This is a genomic window from Campylobacter sp. CFSAN093238, from assembly GCF_012898015.1.
GTDB classification, from domain to species: Bacteria; Campylobacterota; Campylobacteria; order Campylobacterales; family Campylobacteraceae; genus Campylobacter_D; species Campylobacter_D jejuni.
The window spans coordinates 240,391-259,980 of sequence record NZ_CP040611.1 but is presented as its reverse complement, the minus strand read 5'-3'; the positions used below and the strand labels follow the sequence as shown (position 1 = coordinate 259,980).

18 protein-coding genes and 1 pseudogene are annotated in these 19,590 nt (G+C 31.0%); 10 read left to right on the top strand and 9 right to left on the bottom strand.

What is annotated here, in order from left to right; genetic code table 11:
* Nucleotides 1-104 precede the first annotated feature (104 nt).
* Together FBF21_RS01410 and FBF21_RS01405 are read left to right on the top strand one after the other, a co-directional pair.
* Nucleotides 105-1,286 carry a NifS family cysteine desulfurase gene (locus FBF21_RS01410; protein ID WP_002875908.1) on the top strand — a complete coding sequence of 394 codons (1,182 nt, stop codon included), beginning with the start codon at nucleotides 105-107 and terminating at the stop codon, nucleotides 1,284-1,286.
* Nucleotides 1,287-1,295: 9 nt separating this feature from the next.
* A complete protein-coding gene (locus FBF21_RS01405) occupies nucleotides 1,296-2,267 on the top strand; it encodes an iron-sulfur cluster assembly scaffold protein NifU (RefSeq protein WP_002861028.1) in 972 nt (323 codons plus the stop codon).
* A gap of 22 nt (nucleotides 2,268-2,289) precedes the next feature.
* On the opposite strand, the gene FBF21_RS01400 is transcribed toward FBF21_RS01405, so the two are convergent.
* The gene (locus FBF21_RS01400) at nucleotides 2,290-4,173 is read right to left on the bottom strand and encodes a mechanosensitive ion channel family protein (RefSeq protein ID WP_002871842.1); all 1,884 of its coding nucleotides are present in this window, start codon (nucleotides 4,171-4,173) and stop codon (nucleotides 2,290-2,292) included.
* Entirely contained in the window at nucleotides 4,170-4,805 is a 636-nt protein-coding gene (locus tag FBF21_RS01395; RefSeq protein ID WP_002859401.1) for a carbonic anhydrase, read from the bottom strand. The genes FBF21_RS01400 and FBF21_RS01395 overlap by 4 nt, the downstream gene beginning before the upstream one ends.
* Before the next feature lie 160 nt (nucleotides 4,806-4,965).
* On the opposite strand from FBF21_RS01395, the gene FBF21_RS01390 reads away from it, so the two are divergent.
* The 7 genes from FBF21_RS01390 (at nucleotide 4,966) to FBF21_RS01360 (ending at nucleotide 10,128) form a co-directional block, all read left to right on the top strand.
* Nucleotides 4,966-5,661 carry a Bax inhibitor-1/YccA family protein gene (locus FBF21_RS01390; RefSeq protein WP_002851668.1) on the top strand — a complete coding sequence of 232 codons (696 nt, stop codon included), beginning with the start codon at nucleotides 4,966-4,968 and terminating at the stop codon, nucleotides 5,659-5,661.
* Between the two features lie 103 nt (nucleotides 5,662-5,764).
* Nucleotides 5,765-6,136 carry a preprotein translocase subunit SecG gene (gene secG / locus FBF21_RS01385; RefSeq protein ID WP_002854650.1) on the top strand — a complete coding sequence of 124 codons (372 nt, stop codon included), beginning with the start codon at nucleotides 5,765-5,767 and terminating at the stop codon, nucleotides 6,134-6,136.
* Between the two features lie 9 nt (nucleotides 6,137-6,145).
* Nucleotides 6,146-6,709: a ribosome recycling factor gene (gene frr, locus FBF21_RS01380; RefSeq protein ID WP_002860618.1), complete on the top strand. Its 564-nt coding sequence runs from the start codon at nucleotides 6,146-6,148 to the stop codon at nucleotides 6,707-6,709.
* Nucleotides 6,710-6,711: 2 nt separating this feature from the next.
* Nucleotides 6,712-7,320 (top strand): orotate phosphoribosyltransferase, encoded by a 609-nt coding sequence (gene pyrE / locus FBF21_RS01375; RefSeq protein WP_002869477.1) that lies wholly within the window; start codon nucleotides 6,712-6,714, stop codon nucleotides 7,318-7,320.
* Nucleotides 7,321-7,743, top strand: a complete 423-nt coding sequence (locus FBF21_RS01370) for an RDD family protein (protein WP_002859398.1) — start codon at nucleotides 7,321-7,323, stop codon at nucleotides 7,741-7,743.
* Between the two features lie 2 nt (nucleotides 7,744-7,745).
* Entirely contained in the window at nucleotides 7,746-8,768 is a 1,023-nt protein-coding gene (locus FBF21_RS01365) for a ribonucleotide-diphosphate reductase subunit beta (RefSeq protein ID WP_002860621.1), read from the top strand.
* Nucleotides 8,755-10,128, top strand: coding sequence for a nicotinate phosphoribosyltransferase (locus FBF21_RS01360; RefSeq protein WP_079263601.1), 1,374 nt, complete (start codon nucleotides 8,755-8,757; stop codon nucleotides 10,126-10,128). Before FBF21_RS01365 ends, FBF21_RS01360 begins: the two co-directional genes overlap by 14 nt.
* Here FBF21_RS01360 and FBF21_RS01355 read toward each other — a convergent pair.
* Complete coding sequence (locus FBF21_RS01355) at nucleotides 10,097-10,645, bottom strand: gamma carbonic anhydrase family protein (protein WP_002869479.1); 549 nt, start codon at nucleotides 10,643-10,645, stop codon at nucleotides 10,097-10,099. The genes FBF21_RS01360 and FBF21_RS01355 overlap by 32 nt on opposite strands.
* 88 nt (nucleotides 10,646-10,733) lie before the next feature.
* Between FBF21_RS01355 and FBF21_RS01350 the strand changes: the two genes are divergently transcribed.
* Nucleotides 10,734-11,363 carry a protein-L-isoaspartate(D-aspartate) O-methyltransferase gene (locus FBF21_RS01350; RefSeq protein WP_002869480.1) on the top strand — a complete coding sequence of 210 codons (630 nt, stop codon included), beginning with the start codon at nucleotides 10,734-10,736 and terminating at the stop codon, nucleotides 11,361-11,363.
* A 19-nt stretch (nucleotides 11,364-11,382) separates the two neighbouring features.
* Here the strand turns inward: FBF21_RS01350 and FBF21_RS01345 are convergent, their stop codons facing one another.
* From FBF21_RS01345 to FBF21_RS01295, 6 genes and pseudogenes are all read right to left on the bottom strand, one after another.
* On the bottom strand, nucleotides 11,383-12,570 hold the full coding sequence (locus FBF21_RS01345; protein WP_079263602.1) for an aspartate aminotransferase family protein: 1,188 nt from the start codon (nucleotides 12,568-12,570) through the stop codon (nucleotides 11,383-11,385).
* 3 nt (nucleotides 12,571-12,573) lie between these two features.
* Entirely contained in the window at nucleotides 12,574-13,419 is an 846-nt protein-coding gene (gene argB / locus FBF21_RS01340; RefSeq protein ID WP_079263603.1) for an acetylglutamate kinase, read from the bottom strand.
* 3 nt (nucleotides 13,420-13,422) lie between these two features.
* Entirely contained in the window at nucleotides 13,423-13,869 is a 447-nt protein-coding gene (locus FBF21_RS01335) for an N-acetyltransferase (RefSeq protein WP_002869483.1), read from the bottom strand.
* A gap of 9 nt (nucleotides 13,870-13,878) precedes the next feature.
* Nucleotides 13,879-14,907 (bottom strand): N-acetyl-gamma-glutamyl-phosphate reductase, encoded by a 1,029-nt coding sequence (argC, locus tag FBF21_RS01330; RefSeq protein ID WP_002869484.1) that lies wholly within the window; start codon nucleotides 14,905-14,907, stop codon nucleotides 13,879-13,881.
* An 80-nt stretch (nucleotides 14,908-14,987) separates the two neighbouring features.
* A pseudogene (locus FBF21_RS09065) lies at nucleotides 14,988-18,439 on the bottom strand (S6 family peptidase).
* 41 nt (nucleotides 18,440-18,480) lie between these two features.
* Nucleotides 18,481-19,572, bottom strand: a complete 1,092-nt coding sequence (locus FBF21_RS01295; RefSeq protein WP_002869494.1) for a DNA adenine methylase — start codon at nucleotides 19,570-19,572, stop codon at nucleotides 18,481-18,483.
* Between the last annotated feature and the right edge of the window lie 18 nt (nucleotides 19,573-19,590).

Here is a 19,590-nt window from a genome sequence, read left to right as displayed (position 1 = left end):
TTATAATTTTTAACCTAATTTTTATAAATTTTTGTTATTATCCATTTTCAAATAAAGATAAAAAATATCCTAATTAAAATTAAGGATAAATTAAGGATTTTAAAGTGAAAGTATATTTAGATAACAACGCAACGACAATGCTTGATCCTAATGCTTATGAGTTGATGCTACCTTTTTTAAAGGATATGTATGGAAATCCAAATAGCCTTCATCAATATGGTAGCGCAACACATCCTGCCTTAAGAGAAGCTTTGGATAAACTTTATGCAGGACTTGGAGCAAATGACCTAGATGACATAATTGTAACCTCCTGTGCGACAGAAAGCATTAACTGGGTGCTTAAGGGTGTGTATTTTGATCATATTTTAGATAGAGAGCGCAATGAAGTGGTTATTTCTAGTGTAGAACACCCTGCTGTTGCTACTGCTGCTTATTTTTTAAAAAGTCTTGGAGTAAAAGTCATAGAACTTCCTGTAAACGAAGAAGGAGTTTCTACTGTAGAAGATTTGCGTAAAGTGATTAGCGATAAAACAGCACTTGTAAGTGTTATGTGGGCAAATAATGAAACAGGTATGATTTTTGATATTAAAGCGATGGCAGAACTTGCGCATGAATTTGGTGCTCTTTTTCATACAGATGCTACTCAAGCAGTAGGTAAAATAAAGGTTAATTTAACTCAAGTAGGAGTTGATTTTGCTTCATTTTCGGCACATAAATTTCATGGACCAAAGGGTGTGGGTGGACTTTTTATAAAAAAAGGACTTAAGCTTACTCCACTTTTACACGGTGGAGAACACATGGGTGGTCGTAGAAGCGGGACTTTAAATGTGCCTTATATAGTGGCTATGGGCGAGGCTTTGCGTATTGCAAATACTATGCTTGATTTTGAAGATTCTCATATACGCCGTTTAAGAGATAAACTAGAAGATCAAATTTTAGCCTTGCCTGATACAACAGTGGTTGGAAAAAGAGAACACCGTGTGCCTAATACAATCTTAGCAAGTATTAAAGGAGTTGAAGGCGAAGCAATGCTTTGGGATTTAAATAAAAATGGTATAGCTGCAAGTACGGGCTCAGCCTGTGCAAGTGAAGCTTTAGAAAGCAATCCTATTATGGAAGCTATCGGTGCGGAACATGATTTAGCACATACAGCTTTAAGGCTTTCTTTGTCACGTTTTAACACTGAAGAAGAAATTGATTATGCAGCAAAACAAATTAAAAATGCAACACAGAGATTAAGAGCAATTTCTTGTACTTATGCTTATAATCCAAATAATTACAAATAAGGATGAAAAATGGGAAAAAATAGTTTAATTGGTGGATCCATTTGGGATGAGTATTCACAAAAAGTTCAAGATAGAATGAATAATCCTCAACATATGGGAGAATTTAGTGAAGAAGATGCTAAAGCACGCAATGCAAAATTGATCGTAGCTGATTTTGGCGCAGAAAGTTGCGGCGATGCAGTAAGACTTTTTTGGCTTGTAGATGAAAAAACTGATAAAATTATCGATGCAAAATTTAAAAGTTTTGGTTGTGGTACAGCTATAGCAAGTAGTGATACTATGGTGGATCTTTGTATAGGAAAAACTGTAGATGAAGCAGTAAAAATCACAAATTTAGATGTGGAATTTGCTATGCGTGATAATCCAGAAACTCCAGCTGTTCCACCTCAAAAAATGCACTGTTCGGTTATGGCTTATGATGTAATCAAACAAGCAGCAGCGCATTATAAAGGCATAAGTCCTGAAGATTTTGAAGATCAGATTATAGTTTGCGAGTGTGCTAGGGTAAGTCTTGGAACTATTAAAGAGGTGATTAAACTTAATGATTTGCATAGCGTAGAAGAAATCACACAATATACTAAAGCGGGTGCTTTTTGCAAATCCTGTATCAAACCAGGCGGACATGAAAAAAGAGATTATTACCTTGTAGATATTTTAGCTGAAACTAGAGCTGAGATGGATAGAGAAAAACTCAAAAATACAATGAAAAGTGATGTGGCTTTTGATGAAATGACTGTAGTAGGACAATTAAAAGCAGTTGAAAGTGTTTTAGATGCTGAAATTCGCCCTATGCTTCATAATGATGGAGGGGATTTAGAAGTGATTGACATACAAAAGGCTGAAGGTGCAGCAATTGATGTTTATATTCGTTATCTTGGTGCTTGTAGTGGTTGTTCTAGTGGAAGTGGTGCAACACTTTATGCTATTGAAACGATTTTACAAGAAGAATTAAGCCCAAATATACGCGTTATGCCGGTTTAAAAAATAGCAAGATAAAATCTTACTATTTTATAGCTTTTGCTTGCAAATCAAGGGGTGGTAAATTTTCTATATAAATACTACGACTTGGGAAAGCAAAGGTTAAACCATTTTTTTCAATTATACGCATAAACTCAAGCATTAAACTTTGTCTAGCTTCTCTAAAATCTTTTCCACCTATTTCTTTGATATAAAAATAAAGCTCTATATTAATACTACTATCTGCAAATTCACTTAAAGCCACATAACAAGCATTTTTATAGCCTTCTAAATCATTAATAGATACAAGATTTTGACGATATTTTGTTGTATGATCGCCATATTTTAATGCGCTATCCTCATCGTGAGCTACTAAATCACTTGTATGCAAAAATTCTCTTAGATCTTTTACACATTGTTCTAGTTTTTCAGGAGTAGCATCATAACCAACACCCAAATACATTCTAACATGGCGACCCATGCGTCTTTTGCTCCAATTTTTGATATTAGCTCCCATAATAGTTGAATTTGGTAAAAATACAAGACAATTATCAAAAGTTCTAATAGTAGTTTTTCTAAGTCCTGTTTCAACCACGGTTCCTTCTATGCCTGAAACCTCTACCCAATCTCCTTGATTAAAGCTATTATCAAAAAGTAAGAGTATAGAAGCAAAGAAATTTGCAATGATATCTTTCGCCGCTAAAGCAACAGCTAAACCACCAATTCCCAAAGATGCAATAATAGCCGAAATATTAAAACCAAGTTGAGCAAGAATATATAATAAAGCTATAATAATAATGACAAAATATAAAATTTTAATAATTAAATTTACAACTTCTTTTTTTCCACTTTTTTGAGCAAGTTTAGAAACCAATACCACGCCATAACCATCAAGCATTCTTAAAATAAGCCATGCAATTAAAACTGCATAAACTATATGAAAAAAATTACTTAAATTTACACTCAAAGGTGCAGGATAAGTTGCTATAGTAAGACAAAGAGAAATAGCATAGACAATCAACAAGAAGCCTACGGGTTTTTTAATATTCTCAATAAAAATGACTTTAATATCATCTACATCATTTTTATTTCTATAAAAAAACTGAACAAGGAAAAAATATACTATATTTGCAAAAAAACGTCTTAAAGATATAAAAAATACTAAAACCAAAGCAGAAATTACTATTTTTCCGATATTAACAAAACTTACCCCAATTGCCTCATTTATACGATCTATCCAAACTTGAAGCTCGAGTAATGAAAAAATATAATTACTTTCAAGCAAATCTGCATTTGAGCGTAAATACTTAAGAATTTCAGAATAAGAATCTACAGCATTACTGATATATCTTTCTTTTAGGGTAATTTTTTCTAATTCTTCTGAATTTGTAATTTTGCTTTTAAAACTATCTAAATTAACATTAGAAGAATTTTGTAAATTTTCCATTGCCTTATCAACAGTAGCAATCAAATCTTCACTGCTTGCTGTATTTTTAAAAAGTTTTTCCACTTCAAACAAAGAAGAATAAAAACTTTCCACAATATTAAAATAAACTAGATTAAGAGTGGCATCTGTATAAATATAAGGCTTATTAATATTCTTTTTTTGAACATCTAGTAATTTTTCTTTTGCTTTTAAAAATCTAGCCACTGCCTCTTCATTAATCTTTTGTCCTACTATCATATCGGGTATTTTTGCTAAAATAGTCTTTTTGTCTTTTTCAAATTCACTTAAAATACCATTAAAAGTGCTTGAATTTTCATCATTGTTTTTCTTAAATTCTTTAATTTGATTGTTAAGATCAACATATTTTTCAACTAAAGCATAAATTCCTTCATCCTCTTTACTCATATTTGCATCAATAAATTTAAATTCTTGTGCTCCAAGGTATAAAATAAAAAAACATAAACTAAAAATAATTTTTTTCATTGAACTTTCCTATCCTGTATTAAAGTAAAAATTTTTGCTTTAAAATCATACTCATAAATTTCACCTGTCTCTATAATATAATACCAAGCATGTACTTCTATTTTTCCTTCATCTAAAGCTTCTTGCACGCCTGGATAAGTAAGTATATTTTGCAAAGAATTTACTAAATTTAATTTTTCTGTAAGCCATGAACGCATAGCCAAATCGTCTCTTGCAAAAATCATTACATCTTTTTTTATCGGATCTAACATAGTAAGCCATTTTTTCACATTAGGAATTTTATTTAACTCTTCATCAGAATAATAAAGAGCATTGCAACCTCCACAATTACTATGGCCACAAACGACGATATTTTTAATATGCAATGAATTTAAAGCATACTCTATTGCTGAAGTTGTCGCTAAGTAATCTTCCCCAATGCGATAAGGTGGAACTATATTTGCAATATTTCGTATTACAAAAAGCTCACCTGGACCCGTATTGGTGATCAAATTTGGAATTACTCTAGAATCAGAACAACCTATAAAAAGAGTATGGGGATTTTGCTTATTTTTTAGACTTTCAAAAAGTTCTTCATGCTCCTTAAAGTCTTCTTGCATAAACTTAATCGCACCACTAATAAGATTTTCCATAAAACCAACCTGAAACTAAAATCTTGAAATTATAACAAAATTTCAGCAAAGATTTCATTTAATCATAAAGATATTATATAAATTAACTTTTTATTTAGTCTAATATGTTAGATTTCGCTCAAGATTTTAAAAAATCTAACAATTTTGCAAGGAGAATTTTATGAGTCTTTATGATAGAGACTACTCAAGATCAAAAGAATTTGAAAATACACGCTCAAGCGAATTAAGTATTTTTATTAAACAAACTTATCAACTTTTTGCTGCTTCATTATTAGCTGCAACAGTAGGTGCGTATGTAGGAATTTTTGCTTTAGCATCATTTTTTATACAATCACAAGTAACTTTTTGGATCCTTTTTGCTGTTGAAATCGGACTTTTATTTGCTTTGCAATGGAAAAAAAGAGAGGCTCCATTAAATCTTGTTTTGCTTTTTGGTTTTACTTTCTGCTCAGGTTTAACGCTTACACCTTTGCTTATTTCAGTGTTAGCTCTACCAGCTGGAGGAATTATCATCGCTCAAGCTTTTGCTTTAACAACAGTTGCTTTTGCAGGACTTAGTGTATTTGCTATGAATACAAAAAAAGATTTTACTGTTATGGGTAAAGCTTTATTTATAGTATTAATCGTTATTGTAGCAGCATCTTTACTAAACCTTTTCTTCCAAAGCAGTATAGTTAATCTAGCTATTTCAGCAGTAGCTGCAATATTATTTTCATTTTACATTCTTTATGATACGCAAAATATTATCCGCGGAAATTATGAAACTCCAATCGAAGGTGCAGTAGCACTTTATCTTGATTTTGTTAATCTTTTCGTATCTTTACTTAATATCTTAAGAAGCTTCAATAGCAGATAAATTTTTGTGGGATTTTTCTCACAAAAACTTTTCAAGTTTCAAAACTTTTCAAGTTTTATTTAGCTAAAATAATCATTTAAAAATTAACTTTTAGGAATTTTCAATGATCACTCTTTTAATCATTTTACAATTTATCATCGTTGTAGTTATTTGTATAGCAGTTTTACTTCAAAAAAGTTCAAGTATAGGACTTGGAGCTTATAGTGGAAGCAATGAAAGTTTATTTGGCGCCAAAGGACCAGCTGGATTTTTGGCAAAATTTACCTTTGTTATGGGAATTTTACTTATTGCAAATACTATTGGTCTTGGTTATTTATACAATAAAGCTAGCAAAGACTCTCTAGCAGAGAAAATTAAAGTAGAAAACAACAATACTACTATTCCAAGTGCTCCTATTGTGCCTGCTACCCCAAACACAAATTCTATCGCTCCAAGTGCACCACAACTTCCAAGCGATGTTAATTCAAGTAAATAATCAAAGGAAATGATAATGCTAAATGAAATTTTTAACAAACAAAAAACCCAAAGTGAAAAATCTTTAGAAGCCTTAAAAAAAGACTTCACCACTTTAAGAACTGGAAAAGTTAATACCCATATTTTAGATCATATTACAGTGGATTATTATGGAACTCAAACTCCTTTAAATCAAGTAGCAACTGTTTTAGCAAGTGATGCTTCAACTATTAGCATCACTCCTTGGGAAAAACCTTTACTAAAAACCATAGAAAGCGCTATTGCAGCTGCAAATATCGGTGTAAATCCAAACAATGACGGCGAAAGTGTAAAATTATTTTTCCCTCCGATGACTAGAGAGCAAAGAGAAGAAAATGTAAAACAAGCTAAAGCTATGGGTGAAAAGGCAAAAGTTTCTATAAGAAATATACGCAAAGATGCCAACGATGCAGTTAAAAAACTAGAAAAAGATAAGGCAATAAGCGAAGATGAAGCAAAAAAAGCTTATGATGAAGTGCAAAAACTTACCGACACCTATACAACAAAAATTGATGAGAGTGTAAAAAGTAAAGAAAGTGAACTTTTAAAGGTTTAACGATGAATTTAGAGCAAATTTATAAAGGTTGTGGTGCTTATTTAGAAGGGCATTTTTTACTAAGTTCAGGTAAACATTCGCAATTTTATCTTCAAAGTGCAAAAGTTTTAGAGAATCCAAAATTAGCAGCAAAACTTTGTGATGAACTTGCAAAGATTATTGCAAGCTATAAGATAGAATTTGATAGCATTTGTTCTCCTGCTTTAGGTGGAATTTTAGCAGGTTATGAGCTTGCGAGAGCTTGTAGTAAACGTTTTATCTTCACTGAAAGAGTAAATAAAGAAATGACTTTAAGACGTGGTTTTGAGGTGAAAAAGGGTGAAAAATTTATAATTTGTGAAGATATCATTACTACAGGTGGTAGTGCTTTAGAGAGTGCAAAAATCATTGAAAGTTTAGGTGGCATTGTTGTAGGTTTTGCAGCATTGGCAAATCGTGGTTTTTGTGCAGTAGAAAATTTAAAATCTCCAAGAAAAGATAATGCGAAATTACCTGAAAATTTACCACTCTTTACTCTAGGAAATTTTGAATTTGAAATTTATGATGAAACAAATTGTCCACTTTGTAAAAAAGGGAGTAAAGCTATAAAACCAGGAAGCCGTGGAAATTAAATGAAAACTAAAGCAAAAATTAGCTCTAGATGGCTAAGATTTAGAGCTTTGCTTATAGATATTTTTCTTATTTATGTTCCTATTTTGTATTTATTTTATTTTCTATTAGGCTCTAAAGAAGCTTTTTTAAACAACCATTTTATCACAACTTTATGTACTTTTTTATTTGGTTTGATTCAAGCTATTTTTTTAACAAAAAAGGCACAAAGCCCAGGTCTTAAAGCATATGATTTATATCTTATTGATATAAAAACGGGAAAGAAACTAAGTTTTCTTAGAATTTTACTAAGATATGTGATATTTATTATAAGTTTTGGCTTACTCTTTGGTTTATTTGTCAGTTTTGTAAGAAAAGATCGTTTAAATTTACACGATATTTTAACTCAAAGTTGTATAGCTACTAAAAGCATAAAGAAAGGTTAAAAATGCAAAGAAAAAGAATTTACAATCCAAGTTCAAACGAAACCCTAGGAGATCGTAAAATTTTTGATGGTAACCCACATGGAATTTTAAATTTCACTAAGGCAAAATATACCTGGGCTTTAAAACTTTGGGATTTAATGGAGGCAAATACTTGGTTTCCAAAAGAAGTGGATACAACTAAAGATGCACTTGATTATCGCTGTAATTTAACTGTAGGTGAAAAAAGAATGTATGATTTGGTTTGGAGTCAGCTTATTTCTATGGATAGTTTTCAAACCAATAATTTAGCAGATAATATCAACCCTTACATCACAGCTCCTGAAATCAATGCGGTTTTGGCACGCCAAGCTTATGAAGAGGCAAACCATTCAAAATCTTACGCTGTTATGGTAGAAGCGATTTGCGATAATACAGATTTGATTTATGAAATGGAAAAGCATGATGAAACTTTGCGTGAAAAAAATGACTTTATTTCAAGCATTTATGAAGAATTAGCAGGCGATGTAGATGATAATAAACTTCTTTTGGCTATGGTGGCAAATCAAATTTTAGAAGGAGTATATTTTTATAGTGGTTTTACTGCCATTTACGCACTTGCACGTGCAGGAAAAATGCTAGGTTCAGCACAAATGATCCGCTTTATCCAAAGAGATGAAATCACACATCTTTTATTATTTCAAAATATGATCAATTCAGTACGCAAAGAAAGACCTGATTTATTCCATGATGAAAATATCAATAAAATTTATGATATGTTTAAAAAAGCTGGAGATCTTGAGATCAAATGGGGTAAATACATCACTCAAAATCAAATCATGGGCTTTACTGATGATATCATAGAAGAATATATCCATTATCTTGTAGATCAAAGATTAAGCGCGATCAATTTAGATAAGTTATACAATGCAAAACATCCTATTAAATGGGTAGATGATTTTTCAAAATTTAACGATCAAAAGAGCAATTTCTTTGAAAGTAAAGTAACGAATTATTCTAAGGGTAGTATAAGCTTTGATGACTTCTAAAACTTCTTTAACCTTGCTTTGTGATTTTTATGAATTTACAATGTCTCAAGGCTATTTCAAAAACAATAAAAAAGATCAAATTTGTTATTTTGATATATTTTTTAGAAAAATTCCAGATTCAGGATCTTTTGCTATTTTTGCAGGTCTTGAAGATATTTTAGACTTTGTTGAAAATTTGAGTTTTGATGCAGAAGATATAGAATTTTTAAGAAAACAAGGTATTTTTGATACAGAATTTTTAGATTTTTTAGCTAACTTTAAATTTAAGGGTGAAATTTATGCTATGCGTGAAGGAGAAGTGATTTTTCCAAACGAACCTTTGCTATGTATTAAAGCTACAACCATAGAAGCACAGCTTTTAGAAACTTTTTTACTTTTAAGTTTAAACCACCAAAGCCTTATTGCTACCAAAACCAATCGTATCGTGCGTGCAGCTAAAGACAGTAAAATTTTAGAATTTGGTTCACGCAGAGCACAAGGAAGTGAAGCAGCCTTAAAAGGAGCAAGAGCAGCTTTTATAGGAGGTTGCATAGGAAGTGCTTGTACTTTAGCAGGAAAAATTTATAATATCCCTATCAATGGAACTATGGCACATTCTTGGGTGCAAATGTTTGAAAATGAACTTGAAGCTTTTAAAGCTTATGTGAAAATTTATCCAAAAAATCCTGTTTTTTTGATCGATACTTATGATTGTCTAAATAGCGGACTTAAAAATGCGATTAAAGTTTTTAAAGAATTTGATATTCAAGAAGGCGGCGTGAGAATAGATTCTGGAAATTTACTTGAGTTGAGTTTGAAAATCAGACAAGAACTTGATCAAGCAGGACTTCAAAAATGTAAAATCATAGTTTCTAACGCCCTTGATGAATGGAGCATTAAAAAACTTAAAGAACAAAATGCACCTATTGATATCTTTGGTGTAGGCGAAAGATTGATCACTGCTTCAAGTGACCCTATTTTTAGTTGCGTTTATAAACTCGCAGCCTTAGAAGATCAAGGCATAAAACCTAAAATCAAAATTAGCGAAAATAACGAAAAATCAACCCTACCTCATTTTAAAAAGCTTTTTAGGGTTTATGATAAAAACACGCAAAAAATCCTTTTTGATGAGCTTTATGTTTTTGACGAAAACCCAAATCAAGATGAAAATTTAGAACGCAAAGAACTTTTAAAATTAGTCTACAAAGAAAAAAGACTTCTTAAAAAGTCATCTTTAAATACTATTCAAGATTATACAAAAGAGCAAATTTCAAAACTCGATGAGAATTTTTTAGATCTTGATCGTTTTGTGAAATTTGAAGTAAAACTCTCGCCTAAACTTCAAAATATCACTGAAGATCTTTTAAAAACTCGTTTTTAAAATCCACATAATTTAAAGCGGATTGTTTTAGAAAGTTTATTTCTTCATTATTTAATTCACGCACAAATTTTGCAGGATTTCCAAGTATCAAAGAGCGTGGCGGAAATTTTTTACCCTTTGTTACAACGCTTCCAGCACCCACTATGCTATCTTCTTCTATCAAAGCACTATCCATGATAACAGCATTCATTCCGATTAAAACACGATTTTTTATCACACAAGCATGGATAACGCAATTATGTCCTATAGTTACATCATCTCCTATTATCGTAGGAAAACCAGTATCTTTTAACTTTCCTTTTTTATCAAATTCCCTATGCCAAACATGAACTGTGCTAAGATCTTGAATATTGGTTCTTTTGCCAATTTTTATAAAATTAACATCGGCTCTTAAAACACAATTAAACCAAATACTACTTTCATCTCCTATTTCTATTTCTCCTATGATTTTAGCGCCCTCTGCAACAAAAACATTTTGACCTAGTTTGGGACTATGATTTTTAAATTTTATAAGCATTTTTTTCCTTTTTATTTAAGTATAGCTAAGTTTAACTCTATTTCAACTTTTTTAGTTACAATTTTTATTTAAATTTATAGGAGAAGTAATGAACGCATTTGAACAAAAAAGATGTCAAAATATGGCTGAAGAAATTGCACAAAAAGTTTTTATCAATGAAGAGCTTTTTAATGCTTTTTGTCAAATTCCGCGTGAAATTTTTTCTCCTTTAAAAGCCCATGCTTATCGCCTTGATGCTTTGCCTTTAGCAAATTCTCAATGGATTAGTTCACCTTTAACTGTAGCTAAAATGACTATGGCTTTAGATTTTAAAAATGCTGATAGTATTTTAGAGATAGGTTGTGGAAGTGGCTATCAAGCTGCGATTTTAAGCAAAGTCATAAGGCGTGTTTTTACCATGGAACGCATAGAAAATTTAGCCAAAAAAGCCGCTCAAACTTTCAGAGAATTAGAACTTTTTAATATCAATGTAAAATTTGATGATGGACAAAATGGCTGGAAAAATTATGCTCCTTATGATAGGATTTTATTTTCTGCTTATGCGACACAAATTCCTGAAATTTTACTCGATCAATTAAGCGATGATGGTATTTTAGTTGCTCCTATTTTACACAATGGCAAACAATTCATCACACGCCTTAGAAAAAATGGCACAAATTTACAAAAAGAAATTTTAGAAGAATGTTTATTTGTGCCTATAGTAGATGGGAAAGAATAAACTTTTTTTACAAAATTTATCAAAAACTCTTTAGAGCCTTTCTTAACTTTTCACTCATTTCATCAATATGTTCTTTTTGCAAAATCAAAGGAGGTAAAAATCTCAAATCATTCTCCCCGCAACTTATCAGTAAAAGTGCATTTTCTTGGCATTTTTGAATGACCTTAGCTACTTTTACATTTTTATCAAGACTCAGCCCTTGCATAAACCCTAAGCCTTTGCGTTTTTTACAAAAATCAAATTCATTTATCAACTCATCTAAACTTTGCTCTAAATAAGGCGTGAGTTTATTGACATTTTCTAAAATTTTTTCTTCTTTAAAAATTTCAAAAACTGCATTCACTCCTGCACAAACTAAAGGATTTCCACCATAAGTACTACCATGATCGCCTGCTTCTAAAGAATTGCTTGCTACCTTTTGATTTATTACAAAAGCACCCACACTAAGCCCACAACCTAAGGCCTTAGCTGAAGTCATGATATCAGGCAAAATTTGTGCGTGCTCATAGGCAAAAAATTTTCCACTTCTACCCATGCCACATTGAATTTCATCAGCGATTAATAATATATCTTTTTCATCGCAAAGCTTTCTTAAGGCTTTGTAAAAATCTTTATTTGCAGGATTTATCCCACCTTCTCCTTGCACGCTTTCTAAGATAATGGCACAAGTTTTTTCATTCACCAGTTTTTCAACGCTTGAAATATCATTATATTTTGCAAATTTAACCCCTGAAATTAAAGGTTTAAAAGGCTTTTGATATTTTTCATTAGCAGTAAGCGATAAAGCCCCTAAAGTACGCCCATGAAAAGAATGCTTAAAAGCGATAAATTGTCCACCCTTAATACCTTTGTTAAAGGCGTATTTTCTAGCTGTTTTCATCGCTCCTTCTATACTTTCTGTACCAGAATTTGTAAAAAAAACACGCTCTAAAGCACTAGCTTTGGCTAAATTTTTAGCTGCAGCGGCTATGTTTTCATTATAATATAAATTGCTAGTATGTAAAAGTTTATCCACTTGAGCTTTGATTTTAGCATTAAATTTAGCATGATTATATCCTAAAGCACAAACACCTATACCACTTGAAAAATCAAGATATTTTTTAGCCTTATCATCAAAAAGATAAACCCCCTGCCCTTTTTCTAAAACTATATCAAAACGCTTATAAGCAGGGACAATATGACTTTGTTCTTTATAATCCATTTTCATCCTTTAACCCACCAAAGTGCCTATACCTTCATCAGTAAAAAACTCAAGCAATAAAGAATGCTTCACGCGTCCATCTAAAATATGCACCTTTTTGACTCCATTTTCACAAGCATCAATACAGGATTTTAATTTTACATGCATACCACCTTCTATTTTAGGAGCTAAAATTTTAGCTTGTTCAAGGCTAATTTTAGAAATCAAAGAATTTTTATCACTAAAATCCTCATAAAGTCCTGCAGTATCGGTTAAAAAAGCAAGTTTTTCAGCCCTTAAAGCCTTGGCGATCGCACAAGCTGCGTCATCAGCGTTGATATTATAAGTATTAAAATCCTCATCCATGCCAATAGGAGCAATGATAGGTAAAAAATCCTTTTCTAAAAGCTCTTCTAAAATTTTCGAATTTACCTTTTGTATCGTGCCAACAAAAGCTAAATTTTCATCTTTTTTCACACATTCTAAAAGCGCGCCATCTTTACCACAAAGCCCTATGGCTTTAACTCCTAAATTTTGCAAACTATGGACTAAATTTTTATTGATATGATTTAAAACCATACTGGCTACTTCAGTAGTGGCTTTATCACTAACCCTAAGGCCGTTTTTAAACTCACTCTTTACGCCCAATCTTTCACACATAGCAGAAATATCTTTTCCTCCACCATGTACAATGATAGGCTTTAAACCCACAAGTTTTAAAAGAGCTATATCTTGCATCACACAATGCTTTAGCTCTTCATTTTCCATAGCTGATCCGCCGTATTTTATAAGTATAATCTTGGAATTAAATTTGCGTATATAAGGCAAAGCTTCGATTAAGACATTGGCTTTTTCTAAATATTTTTGCATGATCATTCCTTAAGCATTAAAGCTGGTTTGATTATACTCATTTAAAGAAAGATCGTAATAATTCGCATCCTCTCTTAAAGTAAAACCATAATGTTTCCAAAACTCATTGCCTAAATCATTGTTTTTAAAAGCGATTAAGGCGATTTTATTAATCTTTTGAGCTTTTAAAGCCTCAAGACAAAATTTAGTCATCTCGTGTGCTATACCCTTTTTTCTATGATCTTTATGTACACATACATGATAAAATCCTCCTATGCGTCCATCATGCCCGCAAAGTATGCTTCCTACAATTTCTTCATCAATCACTGCTACAACGCTAAGATTTGGGTTTCTATCTAAAAAATTTTCTATATTTTCTTTGCTATCATCAATGCTTCTTATCCCAAAGCCTTTTATCTCACACCAAAGCTTATAAACGGCTTCATAATCGCTTTTTTGCATAGCTCGTATTAACATTTTTATCCTTTACAAATTTGCAAAGAATTTAAGTCCTTCATCTTCATCAAAATCAAACATTAAATTCATATTTTGAACAGCTTGTCCTGCTGCACCTTTGATTAAATTATCAATAGCACCAAGCACAATAACACGCTTTGTGCGTTGATCTATACTAAAATTTATATCCGCAAAATTGCTTGATTTAACCCACCGAGTCTGCGGAAGCGACTGCGGCGGTAAAAGCCTTATGAATTTATTGTTTTGATAGTATTTTGTATAAATATCGCGTATATCTTGTTCTTGCAAGTCCTCTTTTAAATTTGCATAAGCACTGATTAAAATTCCTCTTTGCATAGGCACAAGATGAGGGGTAAATTGTAGAGTGATTTTCTCTTTGGCCGCATAGCTTAAATGCTCTTCAATTTCAGGAGTATGGCGGTGCGAAGCTAAACCATAAGCTTTGATATTTTCATTAACTTCACAAAAAAGATTTTCCACCTTAGCACTTCTTCCTGCTCCACTTACTCCACTTTTTGCATCAATGATAACTGAGTTAAAATCAATGATCTTTTCTTTAAAAAGCGGATAAAGACTTAAGATAGAACAGGTGGTATAGCAACCTGGATTTGCCACCAAACTTGCTTTTTTTATCTCTTCTTTATAAAGCTCGCAAAGTCCATAAACTGCATTTTGCAAAAGATCTTGATTAGGATGAGTGAATTTATACCAAAGCTCGTAATCTTTAGGATTTTTAAGACGAAAATCCGCACTTAAATCAATGATTTTCATCTTTTTTAATAAATTCTCATTTAAAAGCTTAGCACTAAATTCATGCGGAGTAGCCAAAAACAAAAGATCAAGCTCAAGTTCATCTAAATTTTTGTTTTCAAAACATAAATTTAAAGGGGTATTAGGATAAAGATCTTGATAATTTTGCCCCACGCTAGAACTCGAACCTAAATAAGAAATTTCAACTTTGGGATGATTAAGCAAAATGCGTACAAGCTCATTGCCTGCATAACCACTCGCTCCTAAAATCCCAACTTTTATTTTCATCTTTATCCTTTAAATGTAAAAGCAAGTATTATAAACAAAAAAGCTTAAAATAAAAATACAATTTTTAAATTATTTTTTATTTAAAAACTATATCTTAAATTAGCATTTGCACTCCAATCTACATTTAAATCGCCAAAAAATGTCTTTTCAAATTCAAAACTAAAGCGTGTTTTATCGTTAAGCTTATAATCATTTCCTAAATTTATAAACATTCTTTGATCTTTTTTCCTTCATATCTTCTCTGACTTGCTTGATCCTCCAAGATTTGATCTCCTGCTTTAATCGGATCCACATACAAACCAAGTCCTGTTCTAAAATTTAAATTTTAATTTTGACTTCCTATAAAAAATGCTGTTTTTACGACTAAAGGAATATAAGAAAATCGTTTTAAACTAGCAATATCTCCTTTTAGATCCATAGCTCCTACATAACCACTGATAAATTCCAAATCGGCTCAAGATAAAATTTATCATAAGCTTTTCTATAACCTAACTCAGCACTTAAGATAATATTATGCGAACCATCATTATCATCTAATCTACCTTGATTTCCTGGAATAAAATTTGCATTTATTTCATTTTGATAATAAATATATCTAAAACAAAATCACTATAAAAACCCTACTCCACTGTAAAGCTCGAAATTCGAATACTCGTTTAATTTATCATGTCCGCTTTGAATTTCAAAGTATTTTCCACTATTATACTCATCACTCGTACCCCATCCAAAAGTTCTTAACCATACACCACTTTCATAAGGATTATTGCGTAATTCCCCCATTCTTTTATGCATATTATTCCACTCCTATCATGGAGCCTAAAATAGCTTGAGCAAGTATAGATTTAGTTTTTACAATAGCTTGAGTATTATCATTAGTAAAAAAATATTCATCTTTAATCTTAGAATCAATTTTTTCTAAATTCCACTCTGGGCAAAATTTTCCTCATTATGAGAAAAAACAACATTTGGGGTATACGTACTAAAACCTTGCTCACATTTGGTATAGTAAAAAATTCCTTTGTTAAATGTTTATTTTCATCTTTTAAATGAGCTAGCAAGATATTTAACCCGCTTTTTACTAGGATTATTAAGAAAAAATTAATACTAAAGTATTATTTACTCCTTGTGTGCTTTCCTTAGAATTAATATAATCTGCTTTAGAATTTTCAAAATCCACATTGATTTTAAATATTGTATTATTTGCACTTAATTTTTTTTGCATCAACTTTCCTATAAATAGCACTTTTTTCTACTTGAAGATTGCTCATTTGTATATGAGACTCAAACAAAGAATCTTTAATCGCAAGATTTTTTTGCGTATCATTGATACCTTTGATATTACCACTAAAAAATGTGTTTTGCAAAGTAACATCAGAATGATCAAGATTTAAATTTACACTAAAATAAACCTTTTCTATCTTAGCATTTTGGGTATTTTAAAGCTTTTGCTCAAAAGCCATTTCTTTGCCAACTCCTGTTTATACAACATCTCCATAAGAATAATCATCAGTCTTATTAATAATATTTTCCCCATCTTTTTCATCGATCCGCAAATTTTTACTTCCAAGCTCTATTTTGGAATTTTTAGCATTAAGGTTTTCTACTTTTAAGCTTACATTAACGCCCTAAATAAAACTCGCTTTTTTTCTAAATTAAGCTCTTTTAAAACAAAAACCCAATCTTCTTGTGTAAAACTTACAGGCTTAGTTAAAGCACTTAAACCATGTTCTTGAAGTTTTTTAGCTTGTTCTTTGCTTACATAAGCGTGTATTCTAGCATGTCCTTGAAAATTTAACTTGGCATTTTCTGTCCTAAAAACACCTTCTTTATTGTAAATATTACCATCAAAAATCAAAGCTTTGTCTGTATTGGCACTCATTGTTACAGCTTCATCTGAAAAGATATTGCCATGATAAAGATAATCTTGCTTGTTTTCTAAATTTAAATGTATTCCTGATTAAGAACTTGTGATAAAAACATTATTAGAGTCAGTTTTAATTTGATCAAAATTTAATGTTAAGCCTGATAAATCCAAAGTTCTGCCATTCATATAAATTTCGCCAAAACTTAAACCTTCACCCTCAAGACTTACCTTGGTCCTCACCCATTCTAAGTCCTGTATCCACACTTTGACTTTTGACAACAAGCTCTCCTTCACCCATTTTATAAAGAAAATCATCTTTTTTGGTTTTAACATTATATTCTACCTTGAACCTTATCAGCATAAATTCCGCCATGTATAAGCCATTTATCGCCTGTTATTTGCCAATTTAAATTTTTATCAAATTTAAAACACTAGCGCCTAAATCCACATCGCTATTTAAATTTATACTTCCATTTTGAGAAAAATACAAATCCTTGCTATTTTGCATTTCTTCAATTCTCTTATCACAATTATTTTTATCATCAAAAGAATTTTTATAGCTTACATAACCCACATTAGTCTTAGAAATCAAACTTACATTTTCTATTTTTTTACCATCTTTCACCAAACCATCGCTACTAAGTGTATAAGTTCCAGATCCTATGGCTACTTTATGAGCATTTTAAAATTCATTGATCTTTACTTGATTGATCAAAGCATAATCAACCTGTAAACAAGTATATCCATAGTAAAATGGACATTACAATTACTCGTACTTACCACACCCACTAAATACCATTTTTATCCATCTTATCATAAACATAAACTCCACTTCCAGAATCCCAGGATATTGAAGAACTTGTAAAAGAATTTCTTTTATCATTGGTATAATTAAGAAATTGCAACTTAAAACGCTTATCTTCAGTATTTTTAGGAGTTAAACTGACAAAACCTCCTAAATTGATTTCATTAGAATCAAAAATCTTAATGGGTACTTTATTTGTATCTTCAAAACCTAAAGCTACAATACCACTTCCCTCTCTTGCAAAGTACTCATAACGCGAACTATCAAAAAGCTTGCCTTTACCTTTTGAATAATCACATTTTCCACTTTGACAACTATCCCAAAATGGATCCTTGTATTCATAAAATCTCCACCATCGCCAGAATTTTTTTCAATAAGATTTAAATCTTTACTCAAATTTGCACTTTTATTGAGACTAATCTTACTCATTTTTAAAACAGCAAAATCCACATTTTCTTTTTTGTAAGTAAAATTATCACTTGAGCTTACGATTCTATTTGCTACCCCTCCAAAGTGTAAAACACTACCTTGTTTCACATAGCCTTTATTTACTTCCCAGTATTTAAACTTGTACTCATATGAGAAGCGCTGACTATATAAGATTGTCCTATATTGGTAAATTCTCCTTGGAATTTTCCTCCACGATTTGAAGTAGAAAAATCAATCATAGACACATTAAAAGAGATATTTTGACTAGGATTTTTGCTAAAATTTAAAAGCCAATTTGACCTACTTGAAATTTGCCTTTATTACTGGCAAAATCAAGATATTCTTGAAAATAACTTTGGATCAATAGCTGAAGCAAAAAGATAGTTAGAAAAACCAAATGCCATTAATGTACAAAAAGATAATTTTAGTTTCATAAATCCCTCCTCATTTTTAAGTGCAATTTTAGCACGAAAAACTAATTTTTAACTAAAATATAAAGTTGCTCATGAAGATGGATGTTGCGATTTTTAAGATTGCGAGAAGCTCTAAAAGTATTATATTTTTGCTCTAAAATCCGGCATTTTCCAAGAGTGCTTAAGCGCTTTAAAAAAATTTCTTTTTTTACAAAACCTTCACAATTATAAGAAAGTAAAATCACTCTTGCTTTTAAATCATTAATAAGTTCAAATAAAGCATCTTGGGCAAATTTTGACTTATTAAAAGTACTGCGGTTCCAATCCTTTGGAATGCCACTGATTTTAGAAATTTCTTCAGGTTTTTTATAATTTGCAATTAAATTTAGCATAAAATAATTAGAACTATAAGGGTGCTGATTATAAGGGGGGTCAAGATACACTACATCAAAAAAATCAAGTTCTTTTGCAAGCATGTTTGCATCCTTTTGCATCACTTCAAATTCACAAGAAAAATTTGAAAAAATAGGCATTTTAAGCTCTATTTCTCCTTTAATGCGTTTAAGTGCATTTTGTCCTTCGCCACCAAATTTTCCGATGCCATCCTTACCCTTATAAAAACCTTTAAAAACTCCGCTAGTATTTGAATGAACACTGGCTTCATAAATCAAAGGAGCTATAAAGAAATGCCTCAATTCTTTTGGAATTTCATTTTCGATTTTTTGCCTTATAGTATCAAGATATAAAGCATTTTTAAAAGTATAAAAAACCCTTTCATTTTTTTTAATATCATCATCATCTTTTGGAGCATAAAGCTCACTGATAAAACCTTTTTGAAAATCTAAATTTTGGATTAAATTTTTATAATACTTTTTTATATTTTGAAGTAAATCTTTGTCTTTATTAGCAAGATAACACTCATTGATGAGTTTTGAATAATCTTCTAAATCATTGGCTAAAATATAATTTGAGTGTGCTTTTGCAAAACGACTTACAACACCTGAGCCACTAAATATATCACAAAAACTAAATTTATCTTTACCAAGTTCTTTTTTAGCTACCTTAAAGCCCTTATTTAAAAAACTTAAAAGTGCTCTTTTATTTCCAAGATAAGTTATAATTTGCTCTTTTAAAAAAGAAGGATTTTCTTTCAAAATTTAAAACCTTTAAAA